The 15,760-nt window shown below is 69.8% G+C and carries 6 protein-coding genes; 3 read left to right on the forward strand and 3 right to left on the reverse strand.

Features of this window, described 5'->3' with window-relative positions:
- The first annotated feature begins 138 nt into the window (after positions 1-138).
- Together ACZ7IB_RS07805 and ACZ7IB_RS07810 are read left to right on the forward strand one after the other, a co-directional pair.
- Positions 139-9,747 carry a polymorphic toxin-type HINT domain-containing protein gene (locus tag ACZ7IB_RS07805; protein WP_470910058.1) on the forward strand — a complete coding sequence of 3,203 codons (9,609 nt, stop codon included), beginning with the start codon at positions 139-141 and terminating at the stop codon, positions 9,745-9,747.
- Positions 9,744-10,025 carry a hypothetical protein gene (locus ACZ7IB_RS07810; protein WP_470910059.1) on the forward strand — a complete coding sequence of 94 codons (282 nt, stop codon included), beginning with the start codon at positions 9,744-9,746 and terminating at the stop codon, positions 10,023-10,025. Before ACZ7IB_RS07805 ends, ACZ7IB_RS07810 begins: the two co-directional genes overlap by 4 nt.
- Positions 10,026-10,458: 433 nt before the next feature.
- On the opposite strand, the gene ACZ7IB_RS07815 is transcribed toward ACZ7IB_RS07810, so the two are convergent.
- The 3 genes from ACZ7IB_RS07815 to ACZ7IB_RS07825 form a co-directional block, all read right to left on the reverse strand.
- Entirely contained in the window at positions 10,459-11,595 is a 1,137-nt protein-coding gene (locus ACZ7IB_RS07815) for an acyltransferase family protein (protein WP_470910454.1), read from the reverse strand.
- Between the two features lie 226 nt (positions 11,596-11,821).
- Complete coding sequence (locus ACZ7IB_RS07820) at positions 11,822-13,207, reverse strand: polysialyltransferase family glycosyltransferase (RefSeq protein WP_470910060.1); 1,386 nt, start codon at positions 13,205-13,207, stop codon at positions 11,822-11,824.
- Positions 13,207-14,184, reverse strand: coding sequence for a glycosyltransferase family 2 protein (locus ACZ7IB_RS07825; RefSeq protein ID WP_470910062.1), 978 nt, complete (start codon positions 14,182-14,184; stop codon positions 13,207-13,209). The genes ACZ7IB_RS07820 and ACZ7IB_RS07825 overlap by 1 nt, the downstream gene beginning before the upstream one ends.
- Positions 14,185-14,393: 209 nt before the next feature.
- Between ACZ7IB_RS07825 and ACZ7IB_RS07830 the strand changes: the two genes are divergently transcribed.
- Positions 14,394-15,743 (forward strand): DUF6716 putative glycosyltransferase, encoded by a 1,350-nt coding sequence (locus ACZ7IB_RS07830; protein WP_470910064.1) that lies wholly within the window; start codon positions 14,394-14,396, stop codon positions 15,741-15,743.
- Positions 15,744-15,760: the final 17 nt, after the last annotated feature.

Consider the following 15,760-nt stretch of genomic DNA (forward strand, 5'->3'; position numbering starts at 1 on the left):
TCATGATTGACGGGTACATGAACACTCGCCGCATCTGTCGACACGCATCCCTCACGGTCCTCAACATCAACGGGTCCGTTCCGTGAAGAACTTGGGGGTTCCGTGCCTGCGTACCGAAGAATCGCGCGACGTCTGCTGATGCTTCGCGCGGTACGCGGGATCTGGGGCCGGGTCGTCGGTCTGGCCGTCGTCGTGACGCTGGCCGTCGGCACGCTGGCCCTGGCCGGAACCGGATTCCCCCTGTTCCCCGATGCGCCGAAGGCCGCGAAGGGCCCCGGCCAGCGGTGGGGCAGCGCCGAAGGGCGCAGCCACGTCGGAGGCGGCCCCGGCAACACCGAGTCGCCGACGTCGATGCGCGCGAAGTACCCGCTCGAACCACCGCAGTCGGCCCGGCCGGCGGTCCGGCCCAACATCGCCGAGGTCACCGCACCGCCCGCCGCCCGGACCACCGGATTCGACCGCGCGACCAGCAAGGAGCTCGTCTCCGAGCGGGACGCCCGCAGCCGCACCTACGCCAACCAGGACGGCACCCGCACCACCGAGATCTCCACCACGCCCATCAACTACCGTGACGGCAAGGGCGACTGGCACCCGATCGACGCGAAGCTGACCGGGCGCGAGGACGCCGCCCCGACCGCCCGCGCGGGTGCGGGGGCCGCCGGGTGGACCAACACCGCCGACTCGGTCGGCCTCGACCTGGCCGCCCGTGCCGACGCCCCGCAGCTCGCCGCCCTCACGCTCCCGTCCGGCGAGTCCTTCTCCTACGGGCTGAGCGGCGCCGCTCCCGTACCGGGCAGCGCGGACGGCACCAGGGTCAGCTACGAACAGGTCCTGCCCGGCACCGATCTCTGGCTGGACTCGCAGGCCGGCGGGGTCAAGGAGACCCTGGTCCTGCACTCCGCGTCCGCACCCGCCGAGTTCGTCTTCCCCCTCGCGCTCGACGGCCTCGATGCCACCGTCCGGGACGGTTCGGTCGTGCTCACCGGCTCCGACGGCCGCACCAGGGCCGTCATCCCGGCCGGGTTCATGACGGACGCCCGCGGCGCCACCTCGTACGCCGTCCGCTACACCCTCGTCGACCGTGACGGCCGCCCGGCCCTGCAGGTGAACGCCGACCGCGGCTGGCTCACCGACCCGGACCGCGCCTTCCCCGTCCGCGTCGACCCGTCCGTCGAGACCGGCGCCGCGTCCACGTCCATGTACGTCCGGGACGGCGGCCCGTCCGTGGTCGGCACCGACGAACTCCAGGTCGGCCGTGGTCCGTCCGGCGCGACCTACTCCTACCTCGGCTTCCCCGGCCTCGACGACCGGCTGCGCAACCACCGGATCTTCGGGGCGCAGCTCCAGATCGTGAACTTCGACTCCGCCTCCTGCAAGGCGCGACCGGTCTCCGTCCACCCGGTGACCCAGTCCTGGACCGCGGGCACGGCCACCGCCTACCCGGGGCCGTCGGTCGGCGGGGCGCTGGCCACCCGGTCGTTCGCGTACGGGCACGTCGCCTTCGGCGCCTCCCGGTCCAACTGCCCCGCGGCCGGGGAACTCTTCGACCTCGGCAAGGGCGGCCGCGACCTGGTCCAGCGCTGGGCCGACGGCACCCAGCCCAACAACGGCCTGTCGCTGCGCGCCTCGGACACCGACACGCTCTCCTTCAAGAAGCTCACCGGCCACGCCACCGCGAACCCGCCGAAGCTGTTCGTCACGCACTCGCCGTACAGCGCCACGTACGCCTTCCCCAAGCCCGTCCCCGACCCGCCGGTGCTGCAGAACCAGGCGGGCAAGGTCAAGGTCGCGGTGACGAACACGGGGGCCGAGACCTGGACCCCGAGCACCTACTACCTCGCGTACCGCGCCTATGACGCCAAGGGCAAGCTGGTCACCCAGCAGCGGTCCGCCAACCTCACCGGCAACGTGGCGCACGGGGCGAAGGCCACCCTCGACGCGACCATCAAGGCCCTGCCGCCGGGCACCTACCTGCTCGACTTCACCATGGTGCGCACCGGCGGCAAGGTCTTCACCGACGAACAGGTCCCGCCCGGCCGGCTCACCCTCCAGGTCTTCGACATCGCCCCGGTGGTCAAGGAGCAGTTCCCGCCCAACGGCTACCAGGCCCAGACCCTCACCCCGCAACTGTGGGCGAGCGGGGTCGACATCGACGCCCCGCCCGGCTCGGCGCTCCAGTACAAGTACGAGATCTGCGAGGCCGGCAAGGACGGCAAGCCGACCGGCTGCACCACCTCCGCCTACCAGACGTCGTCCGCCTACCCCGTCCCGGCCGGCCGGCTGAAGTGGGGCACCACCTACCTGTGGCGCGGCTTCGTCAAGGACGCGTCCAACGAGGTGCCCACCGCGCAGGTCGCGCTGGTCGCCGCCGTGCCGCAGCCCGAGATCACCTCGCGGCTGTCCGAGACGCCCGGCAAGGAGTTCGACCCGAACGTCGGGAACTTCTCCTCCTCCGCCATCGACGCGTCGCTCACCACGACCGGGCCCGACCTGACCCTCGTCCGCACGTACAACAGCCTCGACCCGCGGCGCGACCTCGCGTTCGGCGCGGGCTGGTCCACCCGGTACGACATGCGGCTCACCGCCGACGACGACGGCAGCGGCAACGTCGTCATCCGCTACCCCGACGGCCAGGACGTCCGCTTCGGCAAGAACCCCGACGGCACCTTCGCCCCGCCGCCCGGCCGGTACGCCAAGCTGACCCTCGACGCCACGGCGGGCACCTACCGGCTCCAGGACAAGTCCGGCACCAGCTATGACTTCAGCACCGGCGGCCTGCTCACGAAGATCACGGACGCCTCGTCCAACGTGGTCACATACACCTGGTCCGGCGGGAAGATCCAGAGCGCCGCGCACGCCCGCAGCGGCCGCGCGCTGAACTTCACCTGGACCGGCTCCCACGTCACCGCGGTGTCGACCAACCCGGTCGACGGCGCTCCGCTGACCTGGTCGTACACCTACACCGGCGACCTGCTCGACAAGGTCTGCGACCCGACCGGCGGCTGCACCCGGTACGAGTACGGGGCGGGCAGCCACTACGGCAGCACGGTGCTCGACTCCCGCCCCGAGTCCTACTGGAAGCTGGGCGAGGCCGAGGGCACGGCCGCCGACAGCGCCGTCGAGGCCAACCTCGGCAAGGACCGCGGCACCTCCACCGACGTCACCCTCGGCGCGGCCGGCGCCCTCTTCGGCGACCCGGGCACCGCGGCCGGATTCAACGGCAACACCTCCCGCATCGTGCTGCCCTCCGGCACCCTCAAGAAGAGCCGGGACACGGCCGTCGAGGTGTGGTTCAAGACGCCCGCGACCGGCGTCGGCGGCCCGCTCGTCGGCTACCAGAACAAGGCCTGGGGCACCGCGCCCCAGGCCGGTGTGCCCGCCCTGTATGTCGGCAACGACGGCAAACTGCGGGGCCAGTTCTGGACCGGGACCGTCGCCCCGATCACCGACATCACCAAGAACGTCAACGACGGCAAGTGGCACCACGCCGTGCTCTCGGCGTCCGGCTCCACCCAGAGCCTCTACCTGGACGGCAAGCTCTCCGGCACCCTCACCGGCAAGCAGCTCGTCGCCGGCGACCTGACCTACAACCAGATCGGCGCCGCACACGCCACCACCCCGGCCTCCTGGCCCGGCTGGGGCAGTACCGGGCCCCGCTCCTTCGCCGGCACCATCGACGACGTCGCCGTCTACCACCACCCGCTCGGTGCGACGGCCGTCGCCGGTCACTACCGCGAGGGCACCCGGACCGCGGACCTCCTGACCCGGACGACGCTGCCGTCGGGCCGCACCGCCTCCGAGGTCACGTACGACACCGCCCGCGACCGCGTCCAGGAGTACACCGACCGCAACGGCGGCACCTGGAAGATCGGTACGCCAGCGGTCTTCGGCAACGATACGGACCTGCGCCGCACCGTCGAGGTCCACGACCCGGTCGACTCGCCGTACTTCTACGAGTACGACGGCCTGACCTCGCGGATGCTGCGCTACGGCGAGCCGATGGCGCTCGGCGCCCGCGACTCCAACCCCTCACCGAGTCCGTCGGACACCGACCCGCCGCAGGAGGTCTGCAGCGAGCCCGACCCGGGCGACCCGGCGTTCTGCACCAACCCGCCCGGTGACGGCGGCGGCGAACCGGACTTCATCCGGCACCCCGCCGACGGTGTCGCCATCCGTCTCTTCGAGTACGACGACAACGGTTTCCAGACCGGCATCATCAGTGAGAACGGCGACCGGGTCACCCTCGGCTACGACGACCGGGGCAACGTCACCAGCCGCACCACCTGCCGGGCCAAGGACGACTGCCAGACCTCGTACACCACCTACCCGACCCCGGCCGGCGACATCGACCTGCGCGCCGACCAGCCCTCGCAGACTCTCGACGGCCGGTCCTCCGGCCCCACCGACACCCGCTTCCGCACCCAGTACCAGTACGACGTCCGGGGGCTGCTCACCCAGCAGACGGCGGCCGACAGCGGCACCGTCAAGAACACCTACACCACGGGCGCCGAACCCGCCGTCAACGGCGGCAACACCCCCACCGGGCTGCCGCTGACCTCCACCGACCCGCGCGGCAAGGTCACCCGCTACCTGTACTTCACCAGCGGTGACCTCGCCCAGGTCACCGAACCCTCCGGCCTGGTCACGAAGTTCACCTACGACGCGCTGGGCCGCAAACTCACCGAGACCGCCATCTCGGACGCCCAGCCGTCCGGCGCCACCGTCACCCTCGCCTACGACAAGCTGTCCCGGCTCGTCTCCACCACCGAACCGGCCGCCACCAACGTCGTCACCCTCTCCAAGCACCAGCAGCGCACCGTCACCGGCTACGACGCCGACGGCAACACCGTGCGCACCGAGGTCGGCGACGTGCTCGGCGGTGACCCCGCACGCGTGATGACCTTCGAGTACGACGCGTACGGCCGGGCCGGGAAGGTGACCGACGCCGAGGGCGGCGAGACCACCTACGGCTACGACATGCTCGGCAACAAGACCTCGATGGTGGACGCCAACGGCAACCACTTCGACTACGTGTACACCGCGCGCAACATGATGGCCGAGACCCGGATGCGCGACTGGGACGACGACGGCGGGGACCCGGAGTACACCGTCCTGCAGTCGTACGCGTACGACATGGGCGGCCGGGTCGTCCGCAACACCGACGCGATGGGACGCGACCTCGTCTACGAGTACTTCGGCGACGACCTGCTCAAGTCCCTCACCCTCAAGGGATTCCACAACTCCGACGGCACCCGCCGGGACATCGTCGTCGAGTCCAACACCTACGACGGCGCCGGCAACGTCCTCACCGAGAAGGCGAACAACGGCAAGCTCGTCACCGATTACACCTACGACGCGGTCGGCCGCACCAAGTCCGAGGTCACCGACCCGGCCGGGCTCGCCCGCCGGACCACGTACACCTACGACCTCGCGGGCAACGTGGAGACCACCACGTCCAACGGCGCCCCCTCCAACGTGCCGTGGCCCACGAGCGTCACACCCGAGACCGTCCGGTACGTCTACGACAACGCGGGCAACGCCCAGCAGGAGATCGTCCAGAACGGCACCGACAGCCGCACCACGGTCTACGGATACGACCAGCGCGGCCTCGTCACCTACCGCACCGACCCGGCGGGCAACCGCACCGACTACGCCTACGACGAGGTCGGCCGCCCGCTGTCGGCCACCTCGCCCTCCGTGGCGACCGAGTCCGGCGGCGCGGACCCCGTCACCTCCCGCCCGACCACCTACACCGGCTACGACAGCTTCGGCGCGGTCACCGAATCCGTCGATGCCCTCGGCAACACCAACCGCACCGCCTACGACCGGCTGGGACGCACCCTCACCGCCACCGCCCCCCGCTACCAGGCCCCCGGCTCCACCGGGACCGTCACCCCGACGACCTCCCGGAGCTACGACGCGCTGGGCAACGTGGTCACCGCGACCGACCCGCTCGGCCGGGTCACCGAGTTCCACTACGACCGGCAGAACCGGCTCACCGACAAGGACGTACCCGTCGGCAAGGACGACGAGCACGCCCGGTGGTCGTACGCCTACACCCGCACCGGCGAACTCCTGTCGGTCACCGACCCGTCCGGGGCGCGCGCCGAGACCACGTACGACGACCTCGACCGGCCCGTCACCACCACCCGCATCGAACGCAAGCCGCTGCCCGCCGCGTTCACCACCCGCAACGAGTACGACGACGCGGGCAACGTGGTCAAGCAGACCGAACCCGGCGGCGGCATCAGCCTGTACGGCTACGACAACCTGGGCCAGCTGACCCGGGCGACCGACCCGGGCGGTGTGGTCACCCAGTTCGGCTACGACATGAGCGGCCGCGAGGTCCGCAGCACCGACGGCATGGGCCGCACCTCGGCCAAGCTCTTCGACGCCTTCGGCCAACTGGTCCGGGACTCCGACCTGGACGCGACCAACAGCCTGCTGCGCAAGGTCGACTACGGCTACGACACGGCCGGCAACCTGACCACCTCCACCGACCCGCTGGGCCGCACCACCCGCTACGACTACGACGCCCTCGGCCGGCTGACCGGGCAGACCGAACCCGTCTCCGACACCGAGTCCGTCGCCACCTCCTTCGGGTACGACGCACTGGGCAACCGCACCCGCTACACCGACGGCCGCGGCTACAAGACCCTCTACACGGTCAACACCCTCGGCCTGGCCGAGTCGGTCGTCGAACCGGCGACCAGCCGCGACCCCGCACCGCAGGACCGCACCTGGACCACCGCGTACGACGCCGCGGGCCAGGCGGTGAAGCTCAGCGCGCCCGGCGGCGTGGTCCGCGAACGCGGCTACGACCGGGCCGGGCTGCTCGTCCACGAGACCGGCAGCGGCGCCGAGGTCGCCACCCCGGAGAAGAACTTCGGCTACGACTCCTCGGGCCGGCTGACGAAGGCCTCGTCGCCCAAGGGCGACAACACCTACGCGTACAACGACCGCGGCTCGCTGATCGAGGCGAAGGGGCCGTCCGGCACCGCGACGTACGAGTACGACGCCGACGGTCTGCTCACCTCCCGCACCGACGCCGCCGGCACGGCGAACTTCGGCTACGCCCGCAGGCAGCTGACTTCCGCCACCGACCCGCTCACCGGCGCCAACCAGACCTACCGCTACGACGGGGCGGGCTCCGTCAAGGAGATCGACTACGGCGCCGGCCAGTCGCGCAGCTTCGCCTACGACGACCTGGGCCGGATCGACTCGGACACCGTCAAGAGCAGCGGCGGCGCCACCATCGCGTCGACCGACTACGGCTACGACTCCGACGACCACCTCACCTCCAAGAAGACCACCGGAACGGCCAAGGCCGGTGAGAACAGTTACGGATACGACCAGGCCGGACGCCTGACCTCCTGGACGGAGAACGGCACCACCACCGAGTACGGCTGGGACAAGAGCGGCAACCGGGTCAAGAACGGCGACAAGACAGCCACCTTCGACGAACGCAACCGGCTGCTGTCCGACGGGGACTACACCTACGACCACACCCCGCGCGGCACCCTGGCCGGCCGGACCAGCTCCGGGATGACCGAGGAATTCACCTTCGACGCCTTCGACCGGCTGACGAAGGCGGGGGAGTCCGGGACGGAGTACACCTACGACTCCCTGGACCGGGTGGCCTCCCGCAACCAGGCGGACTTCAGCTACGCGGGCCTCGCCCCCGACCCCGTCAAGGACAACAACTCCACGTACGGCAGGGGCGCGTCCGACGAACTGCTCTCGGTCGCCGAGGGCACCGGCGCGGCGCAGCTGACGGTGACGGACAAGCACGGCGACGTGGTCGGCGACATGTCGGCGACCGACGGCGCGGCCACCGCGCTGACCGGTTCCACGGCCTTCGACCCGTTCGGGCAGCCGTCCGCGTCGAGCGACGCCCAGCCGGGCACGGCGGGCAACGCCGGCTACCAGGGCGACTGGACCGACCCCGACACCGAGCAGGTGAACATGGGGGCGCGCTGGTACGACCCGGGCACCGGGGTCTTCGACTCCCGGGACTCCTACACGTACGCCTCCGGAGCCTCGATCCTCGCCAACCGGTACACCTACGGGGCCGGTTCCCCGATGGACTTCACCGACCCGGACGGGCACTGGCCCAGCTGCGGCTGGTGCAAGAACGCGTACAACAAGATCAAGAAGAACAAGTACGTCCGTGCCGCCGTCAAGACCGCCAAGAACATCGCCAAGGCGGTCGTCTACACGGTCCGCCACCCCATCTCCGCACTGAAGAAGGCCCTCAGCTACGTGGGCAAGGCGGCGAGCTACATCTACCGCAAGTCCGGCCTCAAGCGGATCGTCGACGCCGGCGTGCGGATCGCGAAGAGCGTCGGGCACAGTACCGGGTTCACCCAATGGGCCCGGGAGAAGGCGGCCGAGGCGCGCAGGATCTACCACGAGACCCGGGCCGCGGTCAGCCGCAAGGCCCGGGAGGCGGCCGCCTTCGTCGCCAAGCACAATCCGATCCCCGAGATCGTGGCCGCGGCCCGGCCGCTCATCGCGGTGGCCAAGGCGGTGGTGACGGCCGATCCCAATCTGCCGGCGATTCTCGTCGGCGCGGCCAAGGACGTGATCGCGGACGTGGCGAAGGCGACGGACGCCATCCGTGAGGCGGTGGTCGAACAGGTCGGCGCCGTCGTCGAGACGGTCCGCGACTCCGTCGACTGGGGCGCGGTGTGGGAGGGCGTCAAGACGGTCGGCAACGTGGTCGGCGATGTCACCGGCTTCAACGACATCAGGGACTGCGTCACCACCGGCGACATGGAGGCCTGTGCCTGGGCCGTCGCGACGGTGGCCGGTGTGGCCCTCGGCGGCGTCGGCGCGGGCGCGGTCCGGGCGGCCAAGGCGGGCCGGATGGCGACGAAGGCGGCGAAGTACGCGGACGACATCGCGAAGGCCGCCAAGAAGGCCGACGAGACACTCGACCGGGTCGAGTCGGCGGTCGAATGCGTCCAGCTCGCTTCGGACCTGGTGGGCAACAGCTTCGTACCGGGCACCGAAGTGGTGATGGCCGACGGCAGCCGGCAACCGATCGAACAGGTCGAGGCGGGCGACAAGGTCCGGGCCACCGACCCCACCACCGGCAAGACCTCCACCCAGGAGGTCACCGCCACGATCAAGGGCAAGGGCCTGAAGAAACTGGTCCGCCTGACCCTCGACACGGACGGCCCCAAGGGCACCGCCACCGACACCCTGACCGCAACCGCCGGCCACCCGTTCTGGGTCCCGTCCGCACGCAAGTGGCTGAAGGCCGAGGACCTGAAGCCCGGCCAGTGGCTGGAGACCGGATCGGGCACCCACGTCCAGGTGGAAGCGGTCCGCGGCTGGACGCAGGCGGCAGCGGTCTACAACCTGAGCGTCGACCGGGCGCATACGTACTATGTGCTGGCAGGTGACGCCCCCGTACTTGTCCACAACTGTGGCGGTATTGATGACGCAACTACCCTCTATCGGTTCGGGAGTGGGCCGGAAACCACCGAAAGGCTGGCTGCTGATGCCGCCAACGCCGAAGCGCATGGTTTCCCTCACGGGATTTCGACATCAAGGCGACTGCCTCCTAAGATCAAGGAATCCGGAGAATATCGTTCGACAACTGTGGGTGAACTGAGGGGAGAGGGGTTCAAAGTGGAACAGACGGGTAAGAACAAGGCGCATCACACAGTCCACCTGCCTAAACCGGTAACAGATCAAGTCGCAGAATCACTGAATCGACTATTCGGGAGTCCAGGATGAGTGACCCGCTAGCGATGGCGGGCGCGATGATTCTAGATATCTCCGCAGACCTTTCGGAGAGAGTTGCCTCGCTACGCCGCCTATCTGAGTCGGATAGTGAAGCGGCGCTTCAAGTCGCCATTGCGGTAACCGAGAATTCAGAAGAATCCTCAACCGTCTTCGTTGCCATGGGGAAAGAGATCGCTCGAATTGCTTCGAGTTATCGCTGGCTTACGGAATTCGAAGTGAGGAATATGAACGATTCAGCGTTTGAAGCCTACTGCGAGAACCTCGAGTAGTCCGACCCTTTCCAGCTCGTCTGCGGTGGCCGGATGGGAGTGCTTGAGCGATCTTCGCTCGTTATTCAGGCTCAAGCCATCGGTGTTGTATCGGAATTGTTAAGCGGTTTCCCTGAACGCTTCGGGGGCGCCTGATCTGTCGAGTAAAGAAATTCGCCGGGGATTGGTTCGAAACCACTCCCCGGCGACTTTTTTGGCAAGGTGCAAAAAGCTCTTGACGGCAACGTCAGCGGACGACTGCGGCGGGTGGGTCGTCAGGGTCGAAAGGTCCGCCAGTCGGCCACGGCCCCAGCCGAACCTCCGGCCATAGGCCACTGCGTACTGCCGAAGCAGGATGTGTCCCTTTCTCTATGTCTTCAAGGCGTCCCGCCGGCGGGGGCCGGAAGGGCGGTACAGCCGTTCCTTCGGCACCGTCACCCTGCCCGGCCCCCGCTCACGCGCCCGCGCGCAGCGCCGCGTGCAACCGGGCGCTCTGGGCGGTCATGGCTCGCTTCAGGCGCGGGCCGACCGGCTTCTCCACGTAGCGGTTGATCAGCCAGGCGAGGATCAGCAGCGAGCCGACCGCGCCGAGCAGTGTCGGGACCGGGGGCAGGCCCCAGCCGCGGTGCAGGACCCGGATGGCGAACCAGCCGAGATGTTCGTGCACCAGGTAGAACGGGTAGGTCAGGGCGCCGGCGACGGTCAGCCAGCGCCAGTTCGCCCAGCGCAGCCACCCCAGTGCCACCGCGGCGACCGAGAGGAACGCGGCGGCGACGATCAGCTCGATCACGTACGGGGAGCGGTGGAAGTCGCCGTCCATGCCCGGGTGCCAGAGCGCGGTGACGGAGTAGCGCTGGCCGAGGAGAAAGCTCATCACGACGATTCCCCACAGCAGCAGGTCGCTGCCGTACCGGTGGATCAGGTACAGGGCCAGGCCGCCGATGAAGAACGGTGCGTGGTCGCGCATGACCAGTTCGTCCGTCAGCGGTGTCTGGGCGACCCGGGCGAGCACCCCCGCGAACGTCCACAGACAGCAGAAGGTCACCACCCTGCGGTAGGTGACGCCACGCCAGACGACGAAGAGCGCGAACAGAACGTAGAAGCGCAGCTCCACCCAGAGCGTCCAGCACACGCCCAGCACCCGGTCCGCGCCCATGGGCTGTTGCAGCATCGTCAAGTTGAGCAGCAGTTCGTCCGAGCGCAGCGGCTTCACGACGACCGGCAGGGCGATCGCGGCCGCCGTCACGAGGATGATCGCGGCCCAGTACGCCGGGTAGAGGCGGGCGACCCTGGACCGGAAGAAGTCGCCCAGCGAGCGCCCCCAGCTGCTCATGCAGATGACGAAGCCGCTGATGACGAAGAAGAACTGCACCCCGAGACAGCCGTAGACGGCCGCCTGGGAGAGGGTCGGGAACATCTGGCCCGGCGACTGCCCCCAGGACTGAGCGACCGGGCCGTCTTTCCCCGCGAAGTGGTACAGGCAGACCATGAGGGCGGCCAGGATGCGCAGTCCGTCCAGGGCCCGCATCCGGCCTGCGCCCGCGCCGGGGCGCGGGTTGCGCGGGGCGGGGGGTGCGGACGGAGCGGGCATTGCGGCAGCCGCAGCGGACCGGGTTGTCGTGGGCGCTTCGGCCACGGGGATGTTCCTCTCCTGGAACAGGCCGGGACGTGTGGAATCACTGGAACCGGCCTGCCCCGGGGCCGCCCGCGCGGACGGCCGGGCCTGCTGCCGCGCCGGGGACGGCCGGAGGATCGCCGTCATCGCGGCGGCGGAGTACGGACGGCCCGCCGACCACCTCGTCCGACGGCAGGGCGGGTCAGCCCGCCGCCGCCCGCTTCAGGGTGCGGGCCTTGCGGGCGATCCGGCGCACCGTCGCGTTGCGCGGGATGAACGCGAGCTGTGCGGGTACGGCTCCGGGCAGCCCCAGCGCGGTCAGCCGACGCCGTTTGAAGTAGCGCCAGATGTTGTCGCGCTGCCCCGTTAGGTACCGCTCCGCTTCGGGGCGCAGCGCGGCCTGGATCTGCGGTTGCATGGCGTAGCCGACCGCGCTGACCAGGCCGGTCGGCTCGCCCCGGACCTCTTCGGCGGAAGGCAACGACCATTCGGTGACCGCGGACGGGTCCTCCAGATCGGGCAGGAGCGCGTCGACGATCGTCAGCGGGATGCGGTTGCTGTTCTGGTACGGGGCGAGCCGTTCCAGCAGGGGGCCGGTGCCGACGCGGGCCACCGGGAGCCCGTAGAACGAGGCGGCGGTCAGCAGCGCGGTGGAGAAGCAGCCGACGACCAGGGCGGGGCGCATGGTTTCGAACAGCGTCTCGGCGAGGACCGGGCTGTCGAGAACGGTGAGGTCCGCGCCGAGCCGTGCCGCCTCCTGCTCCAGCGACCGCGCCCAGTGGGCCGGCGCGCTGGGGTGCGGCTTGAAGACGACCCGGGTGTGGCCGAGAGCGACGGCGCCGCGCAGCATCCGCGCGTGCAGGTCCTCCTCCTGCTGGGGCGTGAGAATGCCCAGCGTGGACAGGTACTGGCCGAGCAGCAGGGCCGGGGCGGGGCCGCCGCCGGGGCCGGGGACGTCCGCCGATCCGGCGAGCTCGTCCAGGACCTTGAGGAAAACATCCGTCGGGACGATCTCCGACTCGACGCCGAACTCGGTGAGCAGCAGCGGCCGCAGGCCCGGTACCAGGTCCAGGTGGAGCAGCCGGCGGATGCGGGTGCCGACCAGCTGGTCGAGCTTGCTGCGGGTCGGCCCGTAGCTCATCAGCCCGTCGGCGTAGATGTGTACCGGGCTGTCGCCGAAGATCACCGCGAGGGCCTGGGCGGGGTTGGCCTGGATGGACTCGCAGGCGATCTCGACCGGTTCGTCGTCGAGGTCCCACGCCCTGCGCACGGCCCGCTCCCACAACGAGGCGTCCTGTTCCCGGGGCGACCAGCCCGCGGGGTGGAACGGCCGGATGAAGTCGTTCCAGGAATGCACCGTGTCGAATTCGGACTCCAGTTTCTCGAATCCGGGCCTGTGATGGAGCGGTGTGCCCAGTTCGGGAGAAGGCGAGGTGTCGCTCACGACGAGGATGCGCCGGTGCTCCGAGCGCGGACCGAATTGGCCCGCGCGCAATGCCGCGACGAGTGTGGCGGCGGCGTACTGTGTGCACGCGGAGAAGATCTGGGTGGTGGACCGGCCGACCGGCGCGGTGTACATGCCGGACATCAGGCCGCGACCTCCCGGGAAGCGGAACGGCGGCGTACGCGGCGCAGCCGGTCCGCACGGCGGTCGCCCAGCGAATTCAGCGTCTCGGCGAGAATGTCCTGGGGCATGCGCCGCAGAGAAGCCGCACTCATGGAGCGCAATTTCCGTGCCACTGCTGGTTCGAACCTTTCGATGGATTCCAAGTGGTGCACCATCACCGCGCAATAGGTCCGCACCGCCTTCGGCAGCAGCCGGTCCGCCTCCGGATCGCGCGCGGTCTCTTCGAGCACCTGGTCGAAGGCCCGGATGAAGTCGAGCTGGCGCACGTCGCCGATCTGGGTGAGCGACGACGCCACCCCACGCCGGTAGAAGACCCCCGGCAGGCCGACCACCGCGAACGATTCGGCCTCGCGGTGCAGGCGCCAGATCCAGGGCCGGTCCTCGGCCGTGCGCAGCCCGTCCCGGAAGCGGAGCAGCCCCGATTCCACGAGCCTGCGGTGATACGCACCGGCCCAGGCGTAGGCGTAGTCCACGGGCGTCGACCGGTCGGACGGCAGGATCACGTCGCGCGGTCGCATGACGGTGTTGCGCAGACCGTGCGGGACCTGGTGGACGGTGCGCGTCCGGTCCGTGAACTGCACATGGTCCGTACGGACGAAGTCGCACCCCAGATCCGTGATGGCGGCCAGCAGCCGCTCGTAGTGGCCGGGAACGACCCAGTCGTCGCCGTCGAGAAAGGTGAGGTACTCGCCGCGCGCCGCATCGATTCCCGTGTTGCGTGCGGTGGCCAGGCCCCCGTTCTTCTCGTGTCTGACCAGGACGGCACCGGGGATCTCGCGCTCGGCGCGCTGGAGGATCTCCAGAGTCCCGTCGGTCGAACAGTCGTCGACGAAGATGAATTCGAAATCAGTTCGGGCATTGGCCCGCAGACTTCGCAAGGTGTCGGGGGCATATGACCGCACGTTGTAGAACGGCACGATGACGGAGAGCTTAACCACGCGTCACACGCTAGGCGGAGGCCCGTCATTTGCCTTGGCCCCGGAAAAGACGGCAGGTGAACGAAGAATGTAGAAATGATGAACCGGTCGATCCCTTGTTTCGTGTGGGGGATTTTGTGCGAGCGATTCGCCAAGCGTCGTCGGGCTGTTAACCAGCTGTTGCCATCACGTTGGGCCGTGAATCAAAATGCCTTCCTAAGTTCTGGGACGTGCCCCCACGTACCGAAAAGACGACCGCCCTCCGGGTAGCCGTACTCGCCGACTCCGACACCCGCTGGAAATGGGGCGCGCTCACCGCGCGCCGCCTCACCGCCGGCGCGTCCGGGACGTCGGCGCAGCGCGTCGAGATCAGCGGACTGCTGCTGCGCGGCCGGGCCACCCCGACCCCGCGCCAGCTCGCCGAGGTCGGCGACGTCGGTATCGACGCCGACCGGGTGCGCGAGGTGACGGCCGTCGAATTCCTGCACAAGGTGCGGGACGAGGGATACGACATCGTCGTGCTCGCTCTCGTCGGGGGAGCCGTCCAGGCGATGCTGCACGGTCTGGCCGCGCTGCGGCTGCCGGCCAGGCCCGTCGTCGTCACCGGTTATGTCGGCGTCGTCTACGAGAAGCTCGCCGACGGACTGCTGCTGCGGCACGGCGCGGACGTCGTCCTCGCCAACTCCCGCCACGACGCGGAGCGTTTCCGCGCGGTGTACGAGGGAGTGGGCGCCGATGCCTCGGCCGTCACGGAGGCCGCCCTGCCGTTCCTCGGCGGCGAGCCGCACCGCCCGCAGGAGGGCCGCGACACGGTCGTCTTCGCCGCCCAGCCCTCCGTACCGGCCTCCCGCGCCGACCGTACGTATCTGCTGCGCAGGCTCGTCGAGCACGCCAGGCTGCACCCGGACCGCGAGGTGCTGCTGAAGCTGCGCTCCAAGCCCGGCGAGCACACCACGCACATCGAGGAACTCCCGTACCAGCGGCTCGCGGAGAAGCTGCCCGGCGGACTGCCGCTCAACTTCCGTCTGGTGTACGGGCACATGGGCGAGGTCCTGGACCGCACCGACCTGCTGGTCACGGTCTCCTCGACCGCCGCGCTGGAGTCCCTGCACCGGCGCATCCCGACCGCGATCCTCACCGACCTCGGCGTCCGCGAGGCCCTCGGCAACCACCACTTCATCGGCTCCGGCCTGCTCACCTCCTGGGACCACCTGGACGGCGGCTTCCGCCCGGAGCCCGACCCGGAGTGGCTGGCCGGACAGGGCGTCGCCGCCGACGGCACGTACGCCACCGCCTACGACAACGCCCGCGCACGCGTCGAAGCCCTGCTCGACGCCGCCCGCCTGCCCGACCTCGCCCCGTACTACACACCCGCCACCGCCCCCGGCTACCTCCCCGGGATCCTCGCCCGCCACCACCTGGCCCCCGACGGCCACCCGCTGCCGGGTGCCGAACGGCCCCGCGAGGTCAGCGGAGTGCGCGGCGCGGTCCGTGACGCGGTCCGGGAAGCGGCGCGCGGCGCGTACCGGCAGGGCGTCCAGCGGGTCGCCCCCGTCATCCGGCGGATGGGCGAGCTGTGAACATCACTTCAGGAGCA

The sequence above is a fragment of the Streptomyces sp. NPDC037301 genome (assembly GCF_055602785.1).